We start from the raw sequence: 25,241 nt of genomic DNA on the forward strand, positions 1-25,241 counted from the left end.
TGAGGAGCGGCGGATCGGTTGTGGCGCCACCAAAAGAAATACCCGTCCGGGCGACGGGTATTTCTGGATGCCTGGCGTGGTTCTAGCGGAACGCCGGAACCGGGGCTGGCGAGCCAGGGCGGGGAGGAGGTTCAAACGGCGGATGTTGCGGGCAATGGTAAGGCGGGTCGCCTATCGGCCGGTGATAGTGCTCCAGCTCCGGATCGGGCACATGGATGGGCTCGATATCGCGGGTCGGCAGGGGCTCGTCCGGCCAGGTCGCGGGTGGCAGTCCGGGGGAAGCATGCCAGGCGGTCGACGGACGGTCTTGGCATGAATCGGGGTTGTACATAGTCGGCTTCCTTTCGGCTGCGGCGGTTTCGCCAAAGCGGCAGGGCGGTGTTGAATCGAATCGCCCTGTCGGAACAAGTTCTCTTGCCCTGATAAAGCAAAAGCGGTTCCTGCATCGTCGTACCACCTAGTAAAAACCCTTGGAAGCAGCTTGCCGGCTTGAACTCGGCAATTTTCCCGCTCGCAACGTCTGGCCGCAAAAAAGCCCGTGTTTTGCAAATTTTGCAAAATCCGACTTGTAAGAAATACAAAACCCTGAGGAAGCTCGACGCTTCGGGTGGGATGCCCGGCTGAGCCTGTGCCATGAAGGCAGAAAGGTGCGGGGCCAGGAGAGGGAGGAGAAGCGGAAAGGAATGGATTTAAAATATCAAGCAAAACCTTTTCAATCTCTGGCGCAGCTTTTAAATAAAAAGGAAAAATTTTAGATTTCAGTAAGGGAGAGTGCGGGCAGTGTCCGTCTGGCTCGGCAGAAACGCTGATGTTTCCAGAATTTGCAAAACCCCAGCAGGCCATCTCAGACAAACCGCCCCATCGAGCAGGGGGGGTAGCCAGATCGTGCAAAATCCGCTCCAGCTTGCGGCATAAATCCTGCGAAGACCTTGGGTATCGGTGCGCGTCCAGCAGGGATGCGTTGACTTTCCGTCCCGTTCTGCACTGAGCGGAACCTTCGAAGGAGTATCCATCATGAAAGCGCTTATCGCCGCTCTGGCGGCGCTTCCCTTATTGCTGGCCAGTGGCTGTTCCACGCCACGCGCCAGCGACTCCAATATCATCGCCAGTCAACGTCTGTCGCAGCAGTATGGAGTGGTGACTGCCGTGTCCGAAGTCGAGGCACCCAAGCGTAGCGGGATCGGCGCAGGGGCCGTGATCGGCGGGGTGGTCGGCGGCGTGCTGGGCAACCAGGTCGGCGAAGGCCGTGGCAATACGCTTGCCACCATCGCCGGTACGGTTGGCGGGGCGGTGGTCGGTGACAAGATCCAGCGCAATAACGAAGCCAACCGGTTGGCCTATCGGGTCGAAGTCCGCTTCGAGAACGGCAACCGCGAGGCGTTCATCCTTGATGACGACGATTTCCGGGTCGGCGACCGGGTTGTCCTGAGCGAGGGGATATTGCGTCGGCGCTGATCCGGACTGCTGTCCGGCCCTGTCCCGGCCATCCGGCCGGGACTGATCCTGCCAAGGAGACCCATCATGGATCGTTGTGAGAAGTGTGGTAACAGTTACAAGAAATGTTTCGCCGTGGAAATCGATGGCCAGCGCCATCTCTTCGACAGCTTCGAATGCGCCATCTCGGCCCTGGCGCCGACCTGTGCCCATTGCCAGTGCCGGATCATCGGCCACGGCGTCGAAGGCCCGGACGGCAACGACTACTGCTGCGAACACTGCGCCAAGGGCATGCAACAAGGTCTGGGCAATACGCAGCAACAGCAAGTGCAAGCTCATTGAATGAAGCCGAACGTTGGTGCCAGCGGCCATGAAAACCGGGACCCAAGGGTCCAGGCTGACCGAAGAAGCAACCTCATCTCCGGTTGATCCACCAGCCTCATGAAGCGCCGCTGCACCAGCCATCAGACAGTGCAAGGCACCGTCTGGGTCCCCATGCCAGACGGCCACCCTGGTGGGTTACGGTCCTTGGCCTAACCCACCTTTCTGCTCTGGGTCACTCGGACGTCTTATCCAGAACGCAACGAAACGGTTCAGCGGGCGGCCGACTTGGGCTGCCAGCGCTTGTCGATTTCCACCAGCAACAGGCAGAACAGGCCGAACAGGACGATATGCAGCCAGTCCTGTGCGTTGATGGCTGCGCTGTGAAAAACCTGCTGGAAGGCTGGCAGATAGGTGAAGGCCAGTTGCAGCGCCAGCATGGCCGCGCTGCCGACCCAGACCCAGGGGTTGTTGAACCAGCCACAGCGCCAGAACGGCCGATAGAGCGAACGGCAGTTGAACAGATAGAAAGTCTCGACCAGCACAAACAGATTGGTCGCCACCGTGCGCGCCTCGGCCAGGGTGCGTCCCTGGCTCAGCATCAGCTCGAACAGGCCAAATGTACCGGCCAGCAGCAACAGGCTGACCAGGACGATGCGCCGCAGCAGCATCCGATCGAGCAAAGGGGCGGTTGGCGGTCGTGGCGGCCGCTGCATGATGCCGCGCTCGGTTGGTTCGAACGCCAGCATCATGCCAAGCAGAATGGCGGTGGTCATATTGATCCACAGAATCTGCAACGGGGTGATGGGCAAGGTGGTGCCAGCCAGGATGGCTGCCAGAATCACCAGACCTTCGCCGCCATTGGTCGGAATGGTCCAGGTGATGAATTTGACCAGATTGTCGTAGACGCCGCGTCCTTCCTCGACTGCCGCTTCGATGGTGGCGAAATTGTCATCGGTCAGCACCATATCGGCCGCTTCCTTGGCCACATCGGTACCGCCCAGCCCCATCGCCACACCAATATCGGCCTGCTTGAGCGCTGGGGCATCGTTGACCCCGTCACCGGTCATCGCCACCACCTCGCCATTGGCTTGCAAGGCTTTGACCAATCGCAGCTTCTGTTCCGGCTCGACCCGGGCGAACACATCGGTATCGGCTGCAACCCGGCCCAGTTCCGCCTCATCGAGTTCGGCCAGTTCGCGTCCGGTCAGCGCCCGGGCATGGTCGTGGGCGATACCGAGTTGCCGGGCGATGGCCAGTGCCGTGCCGGGATGGTCACCGGTAATCATCTTGACCCGGATCCCGGCTGCATGGCAGGTCCGCACGGCAGCAACCGCGTGAGGACGTGGGGGGTCGATCATGCCGATCAGGCCGAGAAACACCAGATCGTGGGTGAGATGGTCATGCGCCAGGGTCTGGCCTGGACTGAGGGCGGAGCGGGCCAGCGCCAGCACGCGCAGCCCGGCTTCGGTCATCCGGGCTGCTGCGTCCTGGACCGACTCCAGATCGAGCTGCCGCTCCCGGCCGTGCCGGTCCAGCGTCGCGCGGCAGGCCGGCAACAGCCGCTCCAGTGCGCCTTTGACATGGACGATGGCCGCGCCTTCGATCTGGTTGAAGGTGGCCATATATTGGCGGTTGGCGTCGAAAGGCAGTTCGTCTTCGCGTGTCAGGACCCGCTGTAGCGTCGCCGGATCGAGACCGCCCTTTTGCGCGGCAACCAGCAAAGCCGCTTCGGTCGGGTCGCCGACGATGTCCCAGTGATGGCCTTCACGTACCAGACGGGCATCGTTGCACAGCACGCCGGCCAGCAGGGTTTCGCGCAGGGCGCCACTGGTTTCGGCCGGGAGATCGTCACGCCGGATATCGCCGCTTGGCGCATAGCCTTGGCCCGACACCACAAAGCGCTCGCCGCCTGCCCAGATCTCCCGCACCGTCATCGCGTTCTCGGTCAGGGTGCCGGTCTTGTCCGAACAGATCACCGTGGTGCCGCCCAGCGTCTCCACCGCGGGCAGCTTGCGGATAATGGCGCGACGCCGGGCCATCCGGGCAACGCCGATGGCCAGCGTCACCGTCATCGCAGCGGGCAGGCCCTCGGGAATCGCCCCGACGGCCAGTGCGACCGCTGCCATGAACATGGCGAACGCCGATTCGCCGCGTAATACGCCGACCACGAAGGTCACGCCCGCCAACAGCAGAATGATGATCAGGAGCCGCTGGGCAAAGTCAGCCAGCTTGCGGGTCATCGGGGTCATCAGCGAGGGAGCGGCGGCGATCAGCTGGGAAATCCGTCCGGTTTCGGTCGCGTTGCCGGTGGCGACGGTGACGCCGATGCCTTGGCCACTGAGGACCAGGGTGCCGGCATAGGCCATATTGGCGCGCTCGGCGAGCACGGTTTCCTGTGCCAGTGTCGCGACGGTCTTCTGCACGGGCAGCGATTCGCCGGTAAGGGCGGCTTCGCCGGTCTGGAGTTCCTTGCTGCTCAACAGGCGCAGGTCGGCCGGCACCTTGTCGCCGCTGGCCAGCACCACCACGTCGCCGGGCACCAGTTCGGCTGCATCGAGCCGGCGCCGGTTGCCGGCACGCAGCACGGTGGCCTCGGTCGCCACGGCGCGGGTCAGTGCCGCCAGCGCCGCTTCGGCTTTGCCTTCCTGGATGAAACCGACCAGTGCATTGATCAGCACCACCCCAAAGATCACCCCGGCATCGATCCATTCACCCAGCAGGGCGGTGACGGTGCCGGCGATCAGCAGGACCAGGACCAGCGGCTGGATCAGCTGGTCCATGAACCGCGCCAGTACGCTGCGCCCTGGCGGAGCGCTGGGGCGGTTGGGGCCGTGGCGTTGCAGCCGTTCGGCGGCTTCGGTCTCGCTAAGTCCGGCGGCCGGGTCCACGGCGATCTGCTCGGTGACCTGGGACGGCGCCATGGCGTGCCAGTGCTGCATGGTGGGAGCGCTCCTCCGGTAATGGGGAAAACCGGTCTGCCGCCCCTTGTACCGGGCAAGGTCAATGGCTGCCTTGCGCCTGATCAAAGGTCGACGTGGCCGCTCCGTTATAGACGGCAGAACCGGACAGCAAAAAAGACGGTCCGTACTGCGACCGCCAAGCCTGCTTCCCGGCAGTTATCAAAAGTCAGTGAATGCTGTTTTTAGGTCCGGCCCAGTCGGAGCTGGCCGGCATTGCAGATGAAGAGGGTGCCCGGGAAGCAAGGGGTGCCTCCGCCGGTCGCGGCGTCGACACTTCGGGGACGTTGCCGCCTTCGCCTTCCCAGGTCTGCAACTGCTGCGGCTCGACCTTCTTGGGCGGACGGGGCCGGTTCTGTTCGGCCAGCCGACGCCGTTCGGCATACCAGACGCTGCCGAGAAACAGCGCCAGACCGGTACCGAGGGCGATGGCGAGGCCTGTGCGGGTGGGAAGTCTATTGCGGTTCATAGTAGCGCTCCTTTTCACTGGCGCCTGTAGGGCCGGCCGGCAGATTGCCCAGCAGACCCGCCATATCGTCGGCGTGTTCTTCCTCGACAGCCAGGATGTCCTCCAGCAGACGCCGGGTGGTCGGGTCGTTGTTGCCGATGAAATTGATCATTTCACGATAGCTGTCGATGGCGATCCGCTCGGCCACCAGATTCTCGCGGATCATGTCGTAGAGCGAATCGCACTCGACATATTCGGCATGACTCTGGCTCGACAGCCGGTCAGGGCAGAGATCGGGCTTGCCGCCCAGTTGCACGATGCGGCGCGACAGGGCGTCGGCATGTTCCATTTCCTGCTGGGCGTGTTCGAGAAACTCGGCCGACACGCTTTCGGCATTGAGGCCGGAGGCCAGGAAGTAATGCTGTTTATAGCGCAGAACGCAGACCAGCTCGGTGGCCAGCGCCTCGTTGAGCAGACCGATCAGCCGCTGGCGGTCGCCGCGATAGTTCTCGGTGACCGCACCGCGTTCGATATGCTGCCGCGCCTGACGTCGCAAGGTGGCGACGTCGCTGAGCTGCGGGGATTGGGTCATGGTCGGTTCTCCAGGGCTGACGGGCTAGGACTGCTGGGGCTGCGGCCGGCGCGGGCTGCCCAGCAGATAACCGACCGCGAAGCTGGCGCCAGCCACCAGCAGCAGGGTCAGTCCCGGCCGTCTGATCACGGTGTTGTAGCTGGCGTCGGCAATCGACTGACAGTGACCTTGCAACTGCTGCGGGGTGCAGCCCAGCCGCTCGGCGGTGGAGTGGGCGGTCCGCATCACCGCCGCCTGTGCCTCACGCGCGGCCTGGCTGAGATCGCGTTTGAGGTTTTCCTTCAGGTTGACATCACTCATGTTGGCGTCTCCTTGTGTACGACGGGAAGCGCGGCCCTGGCCTACCTTCGGATCAGTCCCATGATCAGCGTCACCACGAACACGATCAGAAACACAAAGAACAGCACCTTGGCGATCTCGGCGGCGCCGGCGGCGATGCCGGTGAAACCGAGCACGGCGGCGATCAGCGCGATCACGAAAAATACAGCGGCATAGTGCAGCATGATGTAGCTCCTTATCCTGAACCGGCCAGATCAAGGCCCGGCCGGGCTGTGCGAGGCGGGCAAGGCGGGAAGGACCACAGCAACCGTCACCACCTGGCCGGTCTTGGGCTTCGGTGGTTGGGCCGGTTGCCGTTCGACACGGTCACAGCCGCTCAGCACGCAGCCGATCAGACCGATCAGCGCCATCTGTACGGCTATGCCCGTGTCCATGTCCGCGCTCCATGCCGGCTTATTTCTTGACTTGAAGGTCGTTCTTGATCGATTTGACCCCCTTGACGGTGCTGGCGACATCAGCCGCCCGGCTGACGGTCTGGGGATCGTCCACGAAACCGCTCAACTGCACCGTGCCGCGATAGGTCTCCACATTGATCTCGTTGGCCTTGAGATTGGTATCACCGATCAGTGCCGCCTTGACTTTGGTGGTGATCACCGCGTCATCAAGGTATTGGCCGGGAGTTTCTTCGGTCCGGGGCGGGTCATCGGCCAGTACCGGGGCGCCGGCCGTGGCCAGGGCGAACAGAAGGTAATAGATGCCTTGTTTGAGGAATTTCATGATGGACTCCTTGCGGCTTTATTGGGATGGCTGTACCGGGAAGTGGATGGGACGACCCGGAACGAGTCGTCACTACGCAATGACACGAAATCAGTGCAAGGTCGATTCCCAGTCCTTGATCTGCTTTTCTGCTTCGTCCTTGCCGATGCCGTAGCTCTCCTGGATACGCCCGGCCAGTTGATCGCGACGACCGGCGATCTGATCGAGATGGTCGTCGGTGATCTTGCCCCAGCGTTCTTTGACCTTGCCGGCGAACTGCTTCCAGTTGCCTTCAACGATGTCCCAGTTCATGGCTATCTCCTTGATTAAATGCTGGAAGTTGCTTGTCTCAACGCTCAGGCGTTGTGCCTTTACTTCCGCAATGGGCGTGCCAACACCGGAAATTCCTTGCAATTCATTAAAAATCAATAACTTGCGTTTTTTGCAAAAAGTCCTGTGCCGAAACAATACGGCGTAAGACTTGCCAAGCGCTGCTGTAAAAACTGCGCGCTATAGCCAATACGACCATAGCTGCGAGGCCCATTCTTTGAAGCGTTGCCACGGCGAGCGTCTGGCCCAGTTGGCGGGCTCGATCCGATCGGACGCGGCCTGGTCGTCGGCGAACATCGCCAGCATCTGGCGGGCAAAGTCGCGCCCGAGCACTTCGGCATTGAGTTCGTCGTTATGCAGAAAGCTGCGCCAGTCCAGATTGGTTGACCCGACCGTCGACCAGACCCCGTCGATCACCGCGTATTTGGCATGCAGCAGGGCACCGCGCCGCTCGTATATCTTGACCCCGGCGTCGAGCAAGGTGGCGTAATGGGCCCGACCCGCTTGCAGCGTCACCCAGGAGTCGGTGCTGCCAGGCAGGATCAATCTGACATCGACCCCGCGGCGGGCAGCGCTACAGAGCATCTCGACCAGTTGCGGGTCAGGGACGAAATAGGCATTGGTCAGATAGATCTGCTGCTCGGCGTGCTGTACCGCAGACAGCAGGGTCAGATAGATCGGGCTGTGTGGCTGCTCCGACGTGCTGGCCAGCGCGCGCACCAGCTCATTGCCCTGCCGTGGCAGCGGCGGGAAATAATCACGCGGCGGCAGCGGCTCGCCGGCCTGGCGCTGCCAGGTGTCGAGAAAGCTGCGCTGGAAGTCGGCTACCACCGGACCTTCGATGCGGATATGGGTATCGCGCCATGGAATCGGCTCGCGCCTGCGGCTCAGATTGAACGAGAAGGGGCGCGAGCCGCGCGAATACACCTCGCTGATATTGATGCCGCCCAGAAGGGCCAGCCGGCCGTCCACCACCATCAGCTTTCGATGATCGCGGTTATTGAGCAGCCATTCACCGCGCGTCTGCAAGGGGTTGATCGGATTGAATTCAAGCACCCGCACCCCCGCTGCCCGCAGCCGCTCGAAGAAGCTGCGCGGGGTCTTGAGCGAACCGACGCTGTCGTAGATCAGATTGACCTGAACGCCCTGGGCCTGCTTTTCCAGCAACTTGGCGGCAAAGCGCTGGCCGACTTCGTCGTCTTCGTAGATATAGGTTTCCAGGTTGATATGGTCGCGCGCCTGTTCGATCGCGCTGAACATGGCGCTATAGGTGGCGCTGCCGTCAAGCAGCAGACCGACCCGGTTGCCGGTCACCAGCGGCGTGTCGAGCAGCGCCTCTTCAAAGGCAATATGGCGGTCGAGAATATCGGTGTCGCCGCGCCGACGCAGCGTTTCCAGAATGGCTTCGCTCTTGGCGGCGGTAAGCAGGCCATTGCGGCCCTGGATGCGGGTCTGGACCTGCGGTGTCTGTTCGGCGGTTTGCTGGAAATCGGGCAGGGTACGGCAGGACAGCAGACAGGCAATCGAAGCCAGCAGGGCCAGGAGCAACAGATACAGGGCAAGCCGGCGGAGAGGAAAAGTCGATTTCATCGGCAGTAACCGGAAAACAGCAGGTCTTGCCTGGAAATCGATCCGCAGCGCAGTGAGCGATTCCGGCTCAACCGGTCTGATCGGCCTTGTCCCACCTGAGCGGGAAAGGGTAATCCCCGTTCTGTTTCAGCCTGAGGTCCGGCCAGGCTGGCAGCCACGGAGGGATCGGGCTGCGGATGATCGGTCCCTCTGCATGGCTGACGAGATCGGAAGCAAAAGAGCGAGGTTGCCGCTGATCTTCCGGATCTGGACGCCGTTTCTGAGCAGAGTAGGGAGAAGGCGGGATCGTTCTCAGCGAGACGATCCCGCCAGGTCGGCTGGTCTGGCCGTGTTGCCTGTCCTCAGTCGGAACGCGGCTCCCAGTTGCCGGAGCGTTCGTCCTTCTGATAGCGATGCTTGACCGCTCCCCAAGCCACCTTATGGGCGGTTTCCTCGCGGCTGGCATCGCCACGGCGGTCGTCCGGGTCCTTGTATTGGTCCCAGGCATGATTGAACGCTTCGCGATAGATGCGTTGCGCCGGCTCGGGCAGGACGTTGCGGACGTTATCAGGCAGGTCTTTCAGGGTGGAGTAGGGCATCTCGGCCTCCTGCGCTACGTCAGGCGGTCTTCAGGGCCGGACCGTGACGTTGTTCTGCACCGAACGGACCCCTTCCACTCCGCGCACGACCTGGTTCACGCTGTCGCTCATCTGCTGCGAGGGCACGGTACCGGAAACGGTCACCACGCCATCGTTGCTATCGACGTTGAGGGTCAGGGTTTTCAGGCCGGCGTCGCTGGCCAGGGCTGCCTTGACCTTGCCGGTCAGGGTGGCGTTGTCGATGGCTTGGCCGGTGGTGCGTCCAGCGGTGTCGGCGTTACGGTTGGTATCGGCCTGGCTGGTCGCGTCGGTGGTCGAGGTGGTGCCGCTCGTGCTGGTGGTCCCGGTGGTATTGCTGGTCGTGTTATTGGTGTCGGGAGTCGTAGCCGGCGGTGTGGTAGTGGTGGTATCAGGGGCAGTCGTCGAAGTCGGGCTATTCGGCTCAGGGACTGCGATCGAGTTGGTGTCTTCCCGGCTGCATGCAGCCAAGCCGGTGGCAAGCAGAACGGCCAGCAGGCCACTGGTAAGAAGGGGGCGTTTCATCAGGATTCTCCTTTGAGGGTTCAAGGGGAACTACGAACGATCCGGTGGATTCGATAGGGCAACGGCTGCCCCGGGCAGACCGATCACCGGACCCGTCTGCCGATGCAACCGTCGTGCCTGACAGACACGCTGGCAGGGCACCGCGCTGTGGAATCACTCGTCCCGCGCTGGTCGGGACAAATCATTTATTCCGGTTGACCTGGGGGTTTTCCGACAAGGTCTGGTTGCTCTGCGAGGGGCCGGCGCCTTTGGCATTGGTGGCCTGGGCATTGGGTCTGCGCATACCGTGGTTGTCTTCGTTCTCCAGATCCTGTTCGAGCCGGGTGCGTTTTTCCTCGGGATTACCCGGGTCATTGCCCCGTCCAACCGAGCTGCGTTCACGCCCATCCACAGCCTGGCTGGTCTGCTGGCGCTTTTGCCCTTCGCGGTTGTTGTCCTGGTTCTCCTGTTTGCTGTCCTGCTGTTTATCGCGGTTCATGACGCTTTCCTTTTGCCTTCGGGCCGGCCCAACGCCGGCAGAGCCGATGTACTGCTTCGGGCAATCGCCGTGCCGACAAAACCTGCAAAAGTCAATTTTTCGATTCATATCGAGTGGACGCTTGTGCTGACAAACAAATCGATTTCCTTATCAGGCACTGAGATCGGTCAAATCTCCCGGAGTTTTTGCCGGAATTAAATGCTTTGTGAAAATTTCATGATTTTATAAAAAATGTGCATTATATGTGTCGGATGTGGGGTGTGATTTAATTAAAAAAGAAATATTTAGGATATTTTCCGATGGATGTTGCGGGGTTGAATATCCTGGCGGCGCCAATGGTTTCCTTATGTAATTTTTTCCGTCGGGAAGTAATTTCTACGCGGCAGCCGCCGGCTTTCATTCAAATGAAAAAGGGCCAGCTCAGCCGTTTAAATCAGACGGGCTCGGCATGATTTTTTGCAAGTCGGCTTTACGGCAAGCTCTAGCGGTCAAATATCATGACGGAGGGTGAAAAATACCGAAGTGGGAATACGCTTTGCTGAGTCGTTCGGGCTGGTTTCCCAAGCAATCGTTTCGGGGCATGACGGCGGGAAACCCTCCCAGGCCCCGTTCAAACTAAAACGTGCAACCGTGTGTTTTCTTCTCTCCAATGAAAGGAAAGTACGATGAATCAGCAAAACGAACGCAATAGCGCACGCCAGCAAAGTGATGACTACGGTCCGGACAATCCCAACCAACATGTGCGGCAATGGGCGTCCGACGAAGGGCGCAGCGGCTATGGCCAAGAACAGGGCGGCTATGAATCGGGCCGCAGCGCACGTCAACAGGGACAAGGCTACAACGAAGACTATGGCTATGGTTCCAACCGGGCCAGCCAAGGTCAGGGTCAAGGTGGTTTCCAAGGTTCGTATCAGTCGTCGCAAGGCGGCTATCGCGACCAGGATCAGCAGAATTTCCGCAGCAATAACGAACGCAATACCCGCAATCCTTATCAGGAACATCAGTACATGGACGAAGGCTATCGGCAGAACCGGCCGATGCGTCAGAGCTTCCAGAACGAGTTCCAGGGCCATCAAAGCGGCTACGAAGGTGGCGGCCGCAGCCAAGGCGGCTACTATCCGCAAGCGCAAGGCCGCGACTATGCAGACCAGTACAGCCAGCAATACGGCTATGGCCAATCAGGTGGTCAGAACCTGTACGGCCGGCAGGACCAGTATGGCCGGCAGGATATGTACGGTTCGAGCGGACAGCAGCAATTCCGCGACTTCCCCGAGCATGGCGGCCAGCAAGGCGGCCGTCATTTGGGCTCGCAGGGCGGCTTTGGCCAACAAGGCATGTACGGCAGCCAACAAGGCCAAGGGATGTACGGCGGCCAACAAGGCCAGGGTGGGATGTACGGCAGCCAGCAAGGTCAGGGCGGCATGTATGGCAGTCAGCAAGGCCAGGGCATGTATGGCTCGCAAGGCGGCTATAGCGGCCAAGGCCAATATGGCAGCCAGGGCGGTCAGTTCGGCAGCCAAGGCATGTTCGGTTCCCACCAAGGTGGCCATATGCAAGGTAGCCAAGGCAGCCAGTTCGGCAGCTATGGCGATACCTACGGTCCGCATCAAGGCCAGCAGGGCCAATACGGCAGCCAAAGCCATCTGAGCGGTCAACATGGTCATCAAGGCGGCCAATATGGCGCCTCGGAACATGGCCATCATCTGGACCCCAACTATCGTCAGTGGCGCGATGAGCAAATCCGCCGCCTTGACGAGGACTATCACAACTACAGCCAAGAGCGTTACAACAAGTTCTCCGATGAGTTCAACGAGTGGCGCCAGAAGCGCAATGCTTCATCGTCGTCGCAGCAAGGCAGCTCCCCGCAAGGCAGCTCGTCGAACGAACGCGGCGATCGCACCACCGGCGAACGCGGCGACAACGACAATCGGAGCAGCGGCCAGCAACAGGCCAGCAGCAACAAAAATAAATAAGTCGTAGCACCGACCACTTCCCTCAACATGGAAACACGCCGGATCACTCCGGCGTGTTTTTACTTGAGTAAGGGAAATAGGAAATCTGGAGATGGTTGTTGGGGCATCAATTCTGATCTGCCAAGAGACAGCCGCCGAGCCTGCAAAAATTAAGTGGCGATCAGTCTTCTCCTGTTGCCTGGCTGGTTTGGGTTTCTTCGATTCGTCGCCAGAATTCGGCCGCGTCCAAGGTGGGGATGCCTAATTCAGTGGCTTTGTCCAGTTTTGAGCGGCCGGGTTTGCTGCCGACGATTAACAATGTCGTTTTGCCGTTTACTGCTTGTTGCACTTTACCGCCGTTGGCGGTGACCAAGGTTTCAATTGCTGCACGGTCGTGTTCGGCAAAGGTGCCTGTAACGACGACGGTCTGGTCGAAAAAGGCCTGCGACGGGTCTTTGAGGTAATGCCATTGCGTTTCGTGGTAGCGATCGAGCAGTTCTCCATTCTGCATGAAAAAATATTCGCCGACCTGGGTGGAAAACCCCAGCATTTCTATTTCTTCCGCCCCAAGATTCTGTAGAAACGCATGCAGCCCCTCCAGCTCAAAAGAGGGGGCCGTGTCGAGCTTGAGGCAAAGCAGATTGTCCGGCAGCGCTTGATGATGCAGCAGTACGACGTCTTCGATATCAAACAGGACTGCAGCCTCATCTATCGCCTCGATGGCCTCGTAATTTTCCTCTTCCAGCAAGGCCATAAACTTCTTGATCTGTCTGAGATGACCGGGTTCTGTCACCTTGCAATAGAGCGTAATGAGATGGGATGACATGGGAATTCCTTGGGGGACGACGGTTGCGTAGCGAGTTCAAGGGGGAGCAGGCAGCTTACCGAAGAAGCGAAGGACTGATCTGTTGGCTTGATAAAAAACGGGTCCGACAAGGCGGACCCGACATTGATTACTGAGACGAGATAAGAAAGCAGTAGGCCGGTTCAAGCGTGTTGCCTGCGCATATCCACCGGCGGGATATGCATCATCTGGCGATATTTGGTGACGGTACGACGGGCCACCTGGAGACCCTGCTTGGTCAGGCGGCGGGTGATTTCGGCATCGGACAGCGGGGCATGGCCATTTTCGGCCTGGATCATTTCCTTGATTGCGCCCCGGATGGCGGTGGTGGAGCAACTGCTGCCCTGATCGGTCGCCAGGGCACGCGAGAAGAAATACTTGAGTTCGAATACCCCAGCCGGTGTCGCCATGTATTTATTGCTGGTGGCACGCGAGACGGTGGATTCATGCAGATCAAGTTCTTCGGCAATGTCCTTGAGCCCCAGCGGCTGCATGGCAAGCGTGCCATATTCAAAAAAGTGCCATTGACGTTCTACAACAGCCTGAGCTACACGCAAAATGGTATTGAAACGTTGCTCGACATTGCGCACCGTCCAACGGGCTTCCTGTAGATGGGAAGCGAGTTCGCTGTGGTGCGATTCGCGGTGGCTCTGGAACAGCTCGGCGTAGACCTGGTTGAGACGGATTTTCGGCACTGCGCTGGGGTTGAGCATGGCGGTCCATTCGCCGCGCACCTTGCGCACAATCACATCGGGGGTCAGATAGCTGGCCGATTGATTGCCGAAGCGCCAGCCCGGGCGCGGGTCGAGTCGGCGGATATAGTTGCATACCCGCTCGATCACCACCGGCTTGCAGCCGTAGAGATGGGCCAGGCCATTGATATCGCGCTGCGACAGCCGCTTGAATTCCTCTGCGGCGATCCTCAGGGCCAATTCACGTTCTTCGCACGGCTCCAGCGCCTCGAGTTGCAGAAGAATGCATTCCTGCACATCACGACAGCCCACGCCGGCCGGCTCCATCGATTGCACCAGCTTGAGCGCGAATTGCATTTCCGCCGCCTCGACCGCCGGTTCCATGCCTTCCTGTTCGGTAATCACGCGCAGCTCTTCGAGATCGACGCGCAGATAGCCGTCCTCGTCCAATGCCTCGATCACCAGCGCAGCCAGAATCTGGTCACGCTCGGACAGACGCAAGGTATTGATCTGACTGTGCAGATGCTCGTGCAGACTTTGCTCGGCCGGTGCCAGATCGAGCAGGTCGAGTTCGCTGTCGCCGCCATGGCGCTGTTCGCCGTGCTGGCCCCACGGCTCGGTATCGGGGAAGGGGTCGAGCACTTCATCGTGCTCGTGGGTGTCGCTGATGGTTTCCAGCACATCGTGCTGGGGAGGGTCGAGTTCGAATTCCGCCGGTTCCTGCTCAGCCGCGTTCTCCTCGGGGGTGGTGAAAGCATCGTCTTCGTTGAACTCCTCGCCGTAGTCGTCGAGGTTGTCATCCATTTCCAGGAAGGGATTGATGCTGAGCGTCTGCTGCAATTCTTGGGCGAAATCGAGCGAAGAAAGCTGTAGTAGGCGAACCGCCTGTTGCAGACGGGGTGTGAGAACCTGGTTCTGCCGATGTTCCAGCTTGAATGCCGGGGCGTTCATAAGTGGGAGCCTCCTGGTTTCTGTCCAACGATCCAAGGACAGGCAAGTCGTTTATTCGAACGGCCGCGCGACACGGGGCGGGCCTTTATCTCATACGCCGAAAACCCTTTTCGGCGCCGACGATGAAAACGGACGGCTCTGGGCCGTGATGGGATGACAGGAATAATCACTCTGCCAACCTCGCCAATCAGACAGCATGGGCGTGAGCAAACAGCGTGCCTGGCTTGGCAGCAGGCTTTGCAAAGGGTGGGCTGGGCAGGGCCGAGCCATGACTCAAGCACCGGAATATGGCAGGAAACTGGTAGGTGGCAGTACGGATGTTCTCCCGGCCAAGCCGTCTGCCAGCTGGGACGAGCTGGCGGATTGCAGAAACTTTGCGGCTTGGCCAGAGCGGGAAACGGTCGAGCTGGCTAAGGCTGAAAAGGCCGAGAGTGGCTGGAGGTTAGCTGGCAGGAGACGGAGTGGGAAAAGGACGAGGCGGAGATGGAGAGGCAATGTTGATGTGAAGAAGTATAGGGAGAAATTATTCAATTACTCATGCACAACTTTCCGAATCTTGCATTTGTTTTTCCTGAAGTTTTCCATTTTCTGATGGCTCTGCCGGCTGAAGGCAAGGGGAGCGCTTTCCCCTGCTGGGCGTCCCCTTGCGGCGGCTATTCGACGCCTTCGTTGGTTTTACGTTGATTGAGACCCTCATCCTCCCCCAGACCGTAGGCGCTGCGACGGTCGGTGTCCTCGACGCCGCGTTCCACATCGTCGAGTGCCTGCTTGATGACCTTGCGTGGCTGATCCTGGGTGAATTCTGGCGATTCGTCGTGTTCGTGGGGCAGCTTGGGGGTGGCACCTGGCGCATTATCGTTACGCGACTGGCTGGTATCGACCGTGCGTTTGCCACGGCGACGTAGCCAGGAATTGGGGACGGGCATGCTGTTCTCCTTCGATGAATGCTTGTTCACCGGGCCCGTGCAAGCCGCGTTCCCGTCCGTCCGAAATTACATCGCCGATTGCAAAGTCTGCATTACCCAGCCACTTCGGCATGACCTCAGGTATGGCGCTTGCGAAGGGCGCCGGTCAGTTTGGTTGATCCGGAGTGGTGCCATGTCGTCCCCTATCCCTGCTTGCGATAAACCCATCGACTATCTGCGTCGGGAACACCGCCGCCTGGAAAAGGCTTTCCACGACTTCGAGCGACTTGATCCCGAACGCGAACGCGCCGCCATGGTCGCGCTGGTGGCCCAGACCTGTACGGCGCTCGACCGTCTGGCGCGGCTCGAATGTGAGCTGTTCTATCCCGCCCTGCGGGCTGCCCTGTGGGAAGAAGATCGGCTCGACGAAGCCGAGATCGAGCACGCGACTTTCCGGCTGCTGATTGCCGGCCTGCGCCGGATGTCACCTGATCATGTGAAATACGCCGCCACCTTCCGGGTACTCGGCCGCTATGTCGGCCAGCATATCCGCGCTCAGGAAAGCCATCTGTTCCAGCCGCTGCGCGAGGGTGGACTTGACTGGCGTGAGCTGTTGCAGACGCTGCGGCGGCAGCTCGGCGAAGACGCGCCGGAGCCGGTTCAGGCATAGGGCTTGCCAGAAGCCTAGCGTGCCCCCGGCGCGTTTTTAGGATGACCGGTTTCTTACTTAACAACCGACAAAAGAGGAATCCACCATGAAACAACTGCTTCTCGCCTTGAGTCTGGCGTTAGGCGCCTCGATGGGTCTTGGCGCCTGTGCGGTTACTAGCGGTCAGAGTACCGTCGGCCAGTATGTCGACGACGCCACCATCACCACCCGGGTAAAAGCCCGTTTTGCTGACGACCCGCAGGTCAATGCCATGCGTATCAAGGTGGAAACCCTGAATGGTGTGGTGGAACTGTCGGGCTTTGCCGTCAGCGATGAGGAAAAAGAGCGTGCCGCCCAGATTGCACGCCAGGTGCCCGAAGTGAACCAGGTCCGCAATGCGATTCTGGTGCGTCCCCCCAATAACTGATCACTGAGTCTTGCAGGCTCCGCCTGCAACGCGGCGTGCTCTCCTCCACTCCAGGAGGGCACGCCGTGCCTTATCTGACCGGCCCTTGGCCGGTTTTTTCTTCGGCATGAAAGCTGCTCGACGAGGAACAGCGCATTTGCCGACATCTCTCTGGAGGTTCTCTTATGCATCCCTCAAGTGGTCTGTATGGCGTGTTGGTCGAGCCGCTCCCGTTTTCGGACGGCGCTCCCCTTCACCCGCCGGCACCGCCTCCCAGCGAGCACCAAACGGCAGTCATGCCGGCTGACGACCAGCAGACCGCGACGCTCGATGAATCTCCTATACGCGGAAACCCTGCATGAACGAACAGATCCCCAGCGCCTGGCGCCAGTTGAATTCGCCCAACTGGGTGGGGAAATCGCTATTGCTGATCGCAGCGGTCTTTCTATTGCAGGCCGCCCGGGTGGTGGCGATCCCGATTGCCCTGGCGCTGGTTCTGGTGTTTACCTTGTCCTGGCCGGTTCGTTGGCTGCGGCGTTATGGCATTCCGCGTCCGCTGAGCGCCTGTATCGTGCTGGTCAGCCTGTTGGGCAGCGTGATGCTGGCGGGCACCTTGTTGATGCGGCCTGCGGTCGACTGGTGGGAGAGGGCGCCGGCCAATATGGAGCAGTTATTGGCCTCGATCGACCGTCTGCGGGCCGCAGTGCCGATCCTGGCGCCACCGGCGCCGAGCGGCCGCCAGGTGGTGACGCCTGCCAGCGATCCGCTCAAGGAAAAGATCGCCAGTGAAGGGGTGGCCTTCACCGGGGTGCTGCTGCGCAATTTCGGCACACTGGCTGTCACGGCCTCGGCCACGCTGATCCTGGCCTATCTGTTATTGATCTACGAGCGCTGGATCATTTCGCATATGGTCGAAGCGCTGTCCAAGCGCCGGCAGCGCGCCATGGTGCTAGGCAGCCTGCGTCATGCCCAGCGCCAGATCGCCCGTTTCCTGTCGACCATGACCCTGGTCAATATCGGCCTTGGTGTTACCACCGGCATCGCCATGACCCTGGTGGGCGTGCCCAATCCCTTTCTTTGGGGTGCGGTGGCGGGCGTGCTCAACTTCATTCCCTATTTCGGCCCCTTCGTGACCATGGTCCTGCTGACCCTGACTGGGGTCTCGACCTTCGATTCACTCGGCATGATGCTGGCGCCGCCAGCGGCCTATGCCCTGATCCATGCCGTGGAGGCCAATATCTTTACGCCCCTGATCGTGGGGCGGCGATTGCAACTGAGCCAATTGGCGATTTTCGCGTCGGTACTGTTCTGGGGCTGGCTATGGGGGGTGGCCGGGGCGTTTCTGGCTGTGCCGATTCTGATCGGCATCCGCTGTGTCTGCCGCCGACGCCGGATCAAGCTGCTCTGCATCTTCCTGGCCCCCAACGACCGGGCCCATCCTTCCTTGAGCGCCCTGCTGGCGGTAAAGCGCAAACACCAGCAGCGCCGCCAGGCTCCACTGCCCCCGCAGCCCACGCTTGACCACGAACGCCAGCGCTGAGACGCGGCGCATTCGCCCTATCGGCGCAAAGGTCGGGCGCCGGTTCTGTTAGCCCATCCGACCGGGAGGAAAGCCATCATGGAGCATGACTATGCCGGACAAGGTCCGATCGACACCAAGTGGTGTTACCACCTGACCAGCCGGGAAGCGGCGCTGCAAATCCGGCAGGGCGGTCTGAGCAGTGCTTATGAACGCAGCAACAAGACTTCCGCCAAAGCCGATCCACGAGGTGCCTTTGCCCAGGACCGCCTGCTCAAAGAGGCTGACAAGGCACAGGGAAAGCTGATCGCCCTGTTGGTGGATATGTGCATGCGGCTGGAAGCTCAGGCGCGAATGAGCGATCGCGCCAAGGTCATCGACGAGGTCAGCAAGCTGGTGAAGGAGGTCGATGTCCATTATGAGCCTTGGCATTACGCCATCAGTGGCGATAGCAGACTCGATTACGACAAAACGATCGAGTTGGAGAAAAGCCGGATGAATAGCTACTGGCAGGCACTCACCCAGGGTCTGCCGTTGCCGGAGCCGACTGCGCCGCAGGGAGCCGGTTGGGCCAGCGGGGCAAGCCGCCATTACCGGATGCACCGGAAGATCAAGGCGCTGGCGGCTGAACTGCTGGGTCGGCAGCATGAGAGCTTCCCTGTGCGCTTCGGTCGTGAGGCGGCGCAATACCACTACGACATCGAAGAGAAAGTGACGGCGCACTATGTGTATTTCTTCTCGGAAGATCAGCACACCCAGCAATGCTATGAGGACTACCGCAAGAAGTTGAATACGGCCGCTCTGGTGATGTTACGTGTCCGTGAGGCCGATCTGGGTACGCAGGACACAGGTAAGGACAAGAGCACGGACAAGGGCGTAGAACAGGATATGGCCGAATTTCGGGGCAAGAAGACCGATAAGACCGTTCCGGCGGAATTGCTGCAATACCTGCTCGACCATAGCCGATTCATCGATCCGCATTACCGGAGCCACCCCGCCAACTGGCGGCCATTGAGTGAGTTGAGCTGAGCCGGGGCTGGCTGTGGTCCGGCTTATCCGGTGTGCATATCCTGGGCTGTTGCCGTGCAGGTTTTACATGGGTCAATTTCCTCTGTTTTTGGAAAGATCAATAAAAACAAATATTTGCTGGATGGCATGGCCGTTGCTGAGTTCATGGCGGCAGTAATGCTGACGAGGCGGAGTCGCCAGACTGCTCACCGGATGACCCCGCCCACGATTCGAACAAGGCTTATTTGCCTCGCTTCTCGCTACCAAACCAAGAAATTGAAAAGGAAACGACCATGAAAACCATCACCCTTCTGCTCGCTGGTCTGCTCGGTATGGCACTGCCGGTCTACGCCGACGATATCGCCCGTGCCAACAAGAACACGGCCGATGCCAACCTCGACCATAGCGAAGAGGTCGCCGAAGCCCAGTACGAACAGGACAAGAAAGCCTGTGACGCACTGCGCGGCAACGACAAGGATGTCTGCATGAAGAAGGCCAAGGCCGACATGAAGGCGGCCAAGGCCCAGGCCAAGGCCAATAACAAGGCTTCCAAGGCTCAGGCCGACGCCGACGAGGACGCCCGCGAGGCGGCCTATAAGGTCGCCAAGGAAAAATGCGACGCGCTGTCTGGTGATGCCAAGGATGCTTGTGTTTCCAAGGCCAAGGTGCAGTACAACCAGTAAGCGTATCGAGACGGGCTCTGTTCCGTCTTCCGACTCGACGGCACGAGCAATCGTGCCGTTTTGCTTGATGGGCGGACAGGCGGTGGCAAAAGAATCGGTTGAAGAAGCGAGAGATACTGCTGCGGCCAGATTCAGGTTTACAAAAAGTCTGTCCGGCTTTTGTCCTGTGCTGACTCGCGGACAGGGCTTTTCCGCTGTCCAGCCATCGCCGCCTTGAGCGTGCTCCGTTATCATTGCCGCCCGTTCGCGCCGGGTTGGTCGGCGCGGCAATCGAAACAGGTGTGGTGCATGACAGCGATACAGTGGAGCCTTGCGCGGCGCGACGAGGAAAGTGCGAAAACGGCAGCGGCGCCGATCCGGGTATTGTCGCTGATCCCGCCGATGACCCAGCTCAACACGCCTTATCCCTCGACGGCCTATCTGACCGGTTTCCTGCGTTCGCGCGGTGTGGTGGCGATGCAGGAGGATCTGGCGCTGGCGCTGGTGCTCGAACTGTTTTCCCGCCCCGGCCTGCTGGCCATCCGCGAACGGATCGACGCCTTGCCGCCACGGCAGCGTTCCGACCAGGTCGATAGCTTCATGGTCCAGTTCGAGCGCTATCTCGGCACCATCGATGCGACCATCGCCTTCTTGCAGGGCCGTGACCCGACCCTGGCACATCGGATCGGCAGTCGCCGTTTCCTGCCTGAAGGGGCCCGCTTCCAGTCGCTCGATGTCTATATCGACCCCGATGACCCCGAAGGCGGCGACCCGCTGGCCTGGGCGTTCGGGGCGCTCGGGGCACAGGACCGGGCGCGCCATCTGGCCACCCTTTACCTCAACGATATTTCCGATGTGCTGCGCGATGCAGTGGACCCGCGCTTTGAATTCGTCCGCTATGCCGAATCGCTGGCCCAGGCCCAGCCGACCTTCGAGCCGCTGGCCAAGGCGCTGGCCGCGCCACGCAATCTGGTCGACGACACCCTGCATCGCCTGACGCTGGCGGCGCTTGAGCGGCATCAGCCGCAGCTTGTCCTGCTGTCCGTGCCGTTCCCCGGTGCCGTCTACGCTGCGTTCCGAATTGCCCAGACCATCAAATCGCACGACCCGTCGATCGTGGTCGCGCTGGGCGGCGGCTTCGTCAATACCGAGCTGCGCGAATTGAGCGAGCCACGGGTCTTCGACTATTTCGACCAGGTGACCCTCGACGATGGCGAGCGACCCTTGCTGGCGCTGCTGGACCATCTGGCCGGGCGTCGTCCGCTGGAGCGGCTGGTGCGGACCTTTGTGCGGGAAGATGGCCGGGTGCGCTATATCAATTTTCCCGAGGCCGATGTGCCGTTCAGCGAGGTCGGCACGCCGACCTGGGACGGTCTGCCGCTCGACCGCTATCTGTCGCTGCTCGATATGCTCAACCCGATGCACCGGCTATGGTCGGACGGGCGCTGGAACAAGCTGACCGTGGCGCATGGCTGCTATTGGAAGAAATGCAGTTTTTGCGATGTCAGCCTCGACTATATCTCACGCTACGAGACTGCCTCGGCCGAGCTGCTGGTCGATCGGATCGAGGCCATCGTGGCCGAGACCGGCCAGACCGGTTTTCATTTCGTCGATGAGGCCGCGCCGCCCAAGGCGCTCAAGGCGCTGGCGCAGGAGCTGATCCGGCGCAATCTGTCGATTTCCTGGTGGGGCAATATCCGCTTCGAGAAATCGTTTACGCCGGAGCTGTGCCAGTTGCTGGCCGACAGCGGTTGCATCGCCATTTCGGGCGGGCTCGAGGTGGCGTCGGATCGGCTGCTCAAACTGATGAAGAAAGGCGTGTCGGTCGATCAGGTGGCGCGGGTGACGCGCGGCTTTACCGATGCGGGCATTCTGGTCCATGCCTATCTGATGTATGGCTTTCCGACCCAGACGGTGCAGGACACCGTCGATGCCCTGGAATATGTGCGGCAATTATTCGAGGCCGGCTGCATTCAATCGGGTTATTTCCATCGCTTTGTCTGCACCGTGCATTCACCGGTCGGTCAGCATCCCGAGGAATACGGCGTGACGCTGGCACCGCTGCCACCGATCTCGTTTGCCAAAAACGATGTAGGGTTTATCGACCCCACGGGCGTCGATCACGATACCCTGGGCGTGGCACTCAATAAGGCGCTGTATAACTTTATGCATGGCATCGGTCTCGATGAGCCGGTACGGCGCTGGTTCCATGGCCGGGTACCCAAGCCCCGGGTGGCACCTGATTTTATCGAACGAGCGCTGTACTCGATATAGACCGCAGAAACCGTTGAGCTGACCACATAGGGTGCTTTTAAGCACCCTATGTCTTTTTTGAATACTTTATTTTTAATTCTCGCTCCATTTCTTGCAGATATTTTTCCTGATATTTTACTTTTGTTCGATGAGGCTTGTTGCGGTGCCCCGTTGGTGGAGAATGTCGCGACCGCTTCCGACAAGGCATCGAGGCGGTTCCGTACTGCCTGATTCGAATCGGCGCTGTGGAACTTTTCAAATCAATGGATTATCTGTGCCTGTAGGAATCCGCTGACACAACAGCGCGGAAATTCCCTACAGAAGAGTCGGCATTGCATAAATTGCCGTGGTGGAAAGTAGGAACGACAATAGGCTCACAAACAATCAACACGACCAACTGCCTTGGATTTCCCGGCTGTTGCGTCGATTGCAAGGAGTCACAGTCATGTTCGATGCCATTCGTCACGAATCCGATGATCCTGCTCTGAGCGCGGTTTTTTCCTTTGCCAAGCCTGGTACCCCGAAGCGGGCCATGGTGGCTGAACTGCCTCCCGTCCAGGCGGACGAACATCGTTTCGGCCGGCTCTACGGTGCCTCGCCGGCAATGTTGCAGGTCTTCAAGCTGATCGAGCGGGTTGCACCGTCTGATGCCTCGGTGATGATCGTAGGTGAGAGCGGTTGCGGCAAGGAACTGGTGGCCCAGACGATCCATGAAATGAGCCAGCGTGCCAACCGGCCCTTTGTGGCCCTCAACTGCGGCGCGCTGCCGGCCAATCTGATCGAAGCCGAACTGTTCGGTTATGAAAAAGGCGCATTTACCGGCGCCAACAAGACCCATCAGGGCTTCTTCGAGCGCGCCGAGGGCGGCACGCTGTTTCTCGATGAAATCACCGAAATGCCGCTGGAGATGCAGGTAAGGCTGCTACGGGTGCTGGAAACCGGCCGTTTCAACCGCGTCGGCGGTGATCGCGAGATCGCTTGCGATGTACGGGTGGTGGCCGCGACCAACCGTGAGCCGCTCCAGGCCGTCCATGATGGCCATCTGCGCGAGGATGTGCTGTACCGGCTGGCAGTGTTCCCGATCGAGCTGCCACCGCTGCGCGAACGTGGCGACGATGTGGTTCTGCTGGCCAATCGCTTCCTGGAAATGTTCAACCAGCAGTACGGCACCGACAAATACTTCGCCCCCGATGTCGAGGAGCTGCTTGCCGAGCATCGCTGGCCGGGCAATGTGCGCGAGCTGAAAAACTGCATCCAGCGCGCCTATATCATGGCCGAGGACGAAGTCCATATCGACACCCTGACCCCGCTGCGCCCGGCGCCGTGTGCCAGCAGCCGCAACGCCAATGTGCTCGAATTCGAAGTCGGGGTGTCGATCGAGGAAGCCGAACGGCGCCTGATCTTCGCCACGCTCGACCGCTTCCAGGGCAATAAGCGCCGTACCGCCCAGGTGCTCGGAGTCAGCCTGAAAACCCTTTACAACCGTCTCAATGAATACGCCAGCCGAGGTCTGTTGGAAAACGAAGCCTACCTCGCCTGAATACCGTTTATCCCTGTGAGTTGTACGCTTTGCGGGACGTCCTGATCGGCGTCCCGTTTTTTCTTGCTTCTTCCTCTGCTCCGCCCGCGCTGCCGACACGGCATGTCCGACGCCTCTTGCGAGAGGGAACCGCCGGACAGATTGGGTGGAGCGGAAGAGGTCGTGGGAATTCTGGCCGGGGTTACTACGGCAACAGCTTCTTGCCAGCAGGTTTGCCCATGCCTTTGAGGTACAGGTAGTACTTCATCAAGGGCAGGGCAGTCATGCCGTGCAGCACGATGGAAAAGGCCACGGTCAGCAAGGTAAAGGAGATCAGCCGCTGGCTGTCCGGTCCTGCCACGCCATGGTCGAGCACATAGAGCAGATAGAACACCGAGCCGATGCCGCGAATGCCAAACCAACTGATCAACTCGCGCTGACGCGGCTTGGTTGGCATGCCAGCAATACCGACCACCACAGCGATTGGACGCAGTATCAGAAATAGGACGGGAACGAACCACCAGATTGCCGGCTCGGGTTTGGTGTAGTAGAGCATGGCGCCGACGAGCAGCACCGCGGCTAATTCGGCCAGCTTTTCGAGTTGTTCGTTGAATTCCTGGATGGCTGAGTTCATTACGGTTCCGGCGTGGGCCGGATGGGTTGCCAGCTCTGCGCTGTCGGTGGACCCGATGGTCGCCCGTGTAGTGGGCTGGGTTCCCATCTGACGCAGTGCATAGCCTGCGGCAAAAACGGCGAGAAAACCCGAAGTCAGACAGATCTGTGCCACGCCATAAGCCACGGCGATCAGACCGATGGCCAGGAATTCATCGAGGCCGACGGCCGATTGGTGACGGGTGCGTAGATGCAGCACGATCCAACCGACAAACGTCCCGAGCGCTCCACCGATCAGTAGCCCGCCCAGCGGCGCCCACAGCAGGTCGACTACCCACCAGCGCCAACCATAGTCGCCCATCTCGTGAAGGCCCATCCAGCCCAGACCCAGCATGATCAATGGAAAGGTCGTGCCATCATTGAGCCCACCTTCTCCGGCCAGACTGACGCCCACTCGGTCGGGCTGGTCTCCTAGTTCCGATTGGATATCGGAGGCCAGTACCGGATCAGTTGGCGCCAGAATCGCACCAAGCAGCACGGCTGGGCCAATCGGCAACCCGAGAAAGAAGACACCGATCAGGGCAATCAGCGCTGTGGTAATGATCATCGAGAACACGGCGAGCCGGATCGGCATCAGCCAGCGTGGATCGCGCAGCGATAGGCGGGTCTTGAGTCCAACGGCGAACAGGGACACCAGCAGCACCACTTCGGTCGCGACTTCAAGCGCGCCCGTGTAGCGCATCGGATTGGGATCGAACAAGCCAAGCCAGGCCGGCCCCATGGCGTAACCGATCGCCAGGTAAATCATGGCGCTGCTGAGCGGCAGCCGCTCAAGCAGGGTCTGCACCAGGACCATGGTGATAAACAGCAACCCGAGAATCAGTGCCCAATCAGGAAAGGACATGGCATGGCTTAGCAGTGGTCGGTCTGACACCGCGATAGCGCAAACGGTATGCCTGA

Annotated in this window: 27 protein-coding genes; 10 read left to right on the plus strand and 17 right to left on the minus strand. The window is 60.2% G+C overall.

Annotated features, from left to right (window positions below):
* Positions 1-82: 82 nt before the first annotated feature.
* Positions 83-331, minus strand: a complete 249-nt coding sequence (locus tag ACFOW7_RS03350) for a hypothetical protein (RefSeq protein WP_378161009.1) — start codon at positions 329-331, stop codon at positions 83-85.
* 683 nt (positions 332-1,014) lie between these two features.
* On the opposite strand from ACFOW7_RS03350, the gene ACFOW7_RS03355 reads away from it, so the two are divergent.
* Both ACFOW7_RS03355 and ACFOW7_RS03360 read left to right on the plus strand, forming a co-directional pair.
* Positions 1,015-1,455 carry a glycine zipper 2TM domain-containing protein gene (locus ACFOW7_RS03355; RefSeq protein WP_378161011.1) on the plus strand — a complete coding sequence of 147 codons (441 nt, stop codon included), beginning with the start codon at positions 1,015-1,017 and terminating at the stop codon, positions 1,453-1,455.
* Between the two features lie 66 nt (positions 1,456-1,521).
* Positions 1,522-1,776: a hypothetical protein gene (locus ACFOW7_RS03360; protein WP_378161013.1), complete on the plus strand. Its 255-nt coding sequence runs from the start codon at positions 1,522-1,524 to the stop codon at positions 1,774-1,776.
* Positions 1,777-2,027: 251 nt separating this feature from the next.
* Here the strand turns inward: ACFOW7_RS03360 and ACFOW7_RS03365 are convergent, their stop codons facing one another.
* The 12 genes from ACFOW7_RS03365 to ACFOW7_RS03420 form a co-directional block, all read right to left on the minus strand.
* Positions 2,028-4,697, minus strand: a complete 2,670-nt coding sequence (locus ACFOW7_RS03365; protein WP_378161015.1) for a cation-transporting P-type ATPase — start codon at positions 4,695-4,697, stop codon at positions 2,028-2,030.
* Positions 4,698-4,884: 187 nt separating this feature from the next.
* Entirely contained in the window at positions 4,885-5,184 is a 300-nt protein-coding gene (locus ACFOW7_RS03370; RefSeq protein WP_378161017.1) for a hypothetical protein, read from the minus strand.
* The gene (locus ACFOW7_RS03375; protein WP_378161019.1) at positions 5,171-5,755 is read right to left on the minus strand and encodes a ferritin-like domain-containing protein; all 585 of its coding nucleotides are present in this window, start codon (positions 5,753-5,755) and stop codon (positions 5,171-5,173) included. The genes ACFOW7_RS03370 and ACFOW7_RS03375 overlap by 14 nt, the downstream gene beginning before the upstream one ends.
* A 24-nt stretch (positions 5,756-5,779) precedes the next feature.
* On the minus strand, positions 5,780-6,055 hold the full coding sequence (locus tag ACFOW7_RS03380) for a hypothetical protein (RefSeq protein WP_378161021.1): 276 nt from the start codon (positions 6,053-6,055) through the stop codon (positions 5,780-5,782).
* 41 nt (positions 6,056-6,096) lie between these two features.
* Positions 6,097-6,258, minus strand: coding sequence for a DUF1328 family protein (locus ACFOW7_RS03385; protein ID WP_378161023.1), 162 nt, complete (start codon positions 6,256-6,258; stop codon positions 6,097-6,099).
* A 30-nt stretch (positions 6,259-6,288) separates the two neighbouring features.
* A complete protein-coding gene (locus tag ACFOW7_RS03390; RefSeq protein WP_378161026.1) occupies positions 6,289-6,468 on the minus strand; it encodes a hypothetical protein in 180 nt (59 codons plus the stop codon).
* A 19-nt stretch (positions 6,469-6,487) separates the two neighbouring features.
* Positions 6,488-6,811 (minus strand): BON domain-containing protein, encoded by a 324-nt coding sequence (locus ACFOW7_RS03395; protein ID WP_378161029.1) that lies wholly within the window; start codon positions 6,809-6,811, stop codon positions 6,488-6,490.
* A gap of 90 nt (positions 6,812-6,901) precedes the next feature.
* Positions 6,902-7,102, minus strand: coding sequence for a CsbD family protein (locus ACFOW7_RS03400; RefSeq protein WP_378161031.1), 201 nt, complete (start codon positions 7,100-7,102; stop codon positions 6,902-6,904).
* A gap of 198 nt (positions 7,103-7,300) precedes the next feature.
* Positions 7,301-8,710, minus strand: coding sequence for a cardiolipin synthase (gene cls / locus ACFOW7_RS03405; protein WP_378161033.1), 1,410 nt, complete (start codon positions 8,708-8,710; stop codon positions 7,301-7,303).
* 341 nt (positions 8,711-9,051) lie between these two features.
* Positions 9,052-9,288 (minus strand): putative cation transport regulator ChaB, encoded by a 237-nt coding sequence (gene chaB / locus ACFOW7_RS03410; protein WP_378161035.1) that lies wholly within the window; start codon positions 9,286-9,288, stop codon positions 9,052-9,054.
* A 30-nt stretch (positions 9,289-9,318) separates the two neighbouring features.
* Positions 9,319-9,831, minus strand: a complete 513-nt coding sequence (locus tag ACFOW7_RS03415; RefSeq protein ID WP_378161037.1) for a BON domain-containing protein — start codon at positions 9,829-9,831, stop codon at positions 9,319-9,321.
* A 181-nt stretch (positions 9,832-10,012) separates the two neighbouring features.
* Positions 10,013-10,309, minus strand: coding sequence for a hypothetical protein (locus tag ACFOW7_RS03420; protein ID WP_378161039.1), 297 nt, complete (start codon positions 10,307-10,309; stop codon positions 10,013-10,015).
* 665 nt (positions 10,310-10,974) lie between these two features.
* Between ACFOW7_RS03420 and ACFOW7_RS03425 the strand changes: the two genes are divergently transcribed.
* Positions 10,975-12,282, plus strand: coding sequence for a hypothetical protein (locus ACFOW7_RS03425; protein ID WP_378161041.1), 1,308 nt, complete (start codon positions 10,975-10,977; stop codon positions 12,280-12,282).
* Positions 12,283-12,442: 160 nt separating this feature from the next.
* On the opposite strand, the gene ACFOW7_RS03430 is transcribed toward ACFOW7_RS03425, so the two are convergent.
* The 3 genes from ACFOW7_RS03430 to ACFOW7_RS03440 form a co-directional block, all read right to left on the minus strand.
* Entirely contained in the window at positions 12,443-13,087 is a 645-nt protein-coding gene (locus tag ACFOW7_RS03430) for a BRCT domain-containing protein (RefSeq protein WP_378161043.1), read from the minus strand.
* Between the two features lie 161 nt (positions 13,088-13,248).
* Positions 13,249-14,748 carry an RNA polymerase factor sigma-54 gene (rpoN, locus tag ACFOW7_RS03435; RefSeq protein ID WP_378161045.1) on the minus strand — a complete coding sequence of 500 codons (1,500 nt, stop codon included), beginning with the start codon at positions 14,746-14,748 and terminating at the stop codon, positions 13,249-13,251.
* 653 nt (positions 14,749-15,401) lie between these two features.
* Positions 15,402-15,674, minus strand: coding sequence for a hypothetical protein (locus tag ACFOW7_RS03440; RefSeq protein WP_378161047.1), 273 nt, complete (start codon positions 15,672-15,674; stop codon positions 15,402-15,404).
* A gap of 172 nt (positions 15,675-15,846) precedes the next feature.
* Here ACFOW7_RS03440 and ACFOW7_RS03445 point away from each other — a divergent pair, with 172 nt between their 5' ends.
* The 7 genes from ACFOW7_RS03445 (at position 15,847) to ACFOW7_RS03475 (ending at position 23,690) form a co-directional block, all read left to right on the plus strand.
* Positions 15,847-16,323 carry a hemerythrin domain-containing protein gene (locus ACFOW7_RS03445; RefSeq protein WP_378161049.1) on the plus strand — a complete coding sequence of 159 codons (477 nt, stop codon included), beginning with the start codon at positions 15,847-15,849 and terminating at the stop codon, positions 16,321-16,323.
* A gap of 85 nt (positions 16,324-16,408) precedes the next feature.
* Positions 16,409-16,729, plus strand: a complete 321-nt coding sequence (locus ACFOW7_RS03450; RefSeq protein WP_378161051.1) for a BON domain-containing protein — start codon at positions 16,409-16,411, stop codon at positions 16,727-16,729.
* A gap of 337 nt (positions 16,730-17,066) precedes the next feature.
* Positions 17,067-18,248 (plus strand): AI-2E family transporter, encoded by a 1,182-nt coding sequence (locus ACFOW7_RS03455; protein ID WP_378161053.1) that lies wholly within the window; start codon positions 17,067-17,069, stop codon positions 18,246-18,248.
* A 78-nt stretch (positions 18,249-18,326) separates the two neighbouring features.
* Positions 18,327-19,256: a hypothetical protein gene (locus ACFOW7_RS03460; protein ID WP_378161055.1), complete on the plus strand. Its 930-nt coding sequence runs from the start codon at positions 18,327-18,329 to the stop codon at positions 19,254-19,256.
* Between the two features lie 272 nt (positions 19,257-19,528).
* The gene (locus ACFOW7_RS03465; protein WP_378161057.1) at positions 19,529-19,918 is read left to right on the plus strand and encodes a hypothetical protein; all 390 of its coding nucleotides are present in this window, start codon (positions 19,529-19,531) and stop codon (positions 19,916-19,918) included.
* A 288-nt stretch (positions 19,919-20,206) separates the two neighbouring features.
* A complete protein-coding gene (locus tag ACFOW7_RS03470) occupies positions 20,207-22,171 on the plus strand; it encodes a B12-binding domain-containing radical SAM protein (protein ID WP_378161059.1) in 1,965 nt (654 codons plus the stop codon).
* A gap of 424 nt (positions 22,172-22,595) precedes the next feature.
* On the plus strand, positions 22,596-23,690 hold the full coding sequence (locus ACFOW7_RS03475; RefSeq protein WP_378161061.1) for a sigma-54 interaction domain-containing protein: 1,095 nt from the start codon (positions 22,596-22,598) through the stop codon (positions 23,688-23,690).
* A 184-nt stretch (positions 23,691-23,874) separates the two neighbouring features.
* Here ACFOW7_RS03475 and ACFOW7_RS03480 read toward each other — a convergent pair whose 3' ends face one another.
* Positions 23,875-25,185 (minus strand): cation:proton antiporter, encoded by a 1,311-nt coding sequence (locus tag ACFOW7_RS03480; protein ID WP_378161063.1) that lies wholly within the window; start codon positions 25,183-25,185, stop codon positions 23,875-23,877.
* Positions 25,186-25,241 lie beyond the last annotated feature (56 nt).

Origin of the sequence: Chitinimonas lacunae, assembly GCF_042650885.1 — a bacterium.
Lineage (GTDB): Bacteria > Pseudomonadota > Gammaproteobacteria > Burkholderiales > Chitinimonadaceae > Chitinimonas_A > Chitinimonas_A lacunae.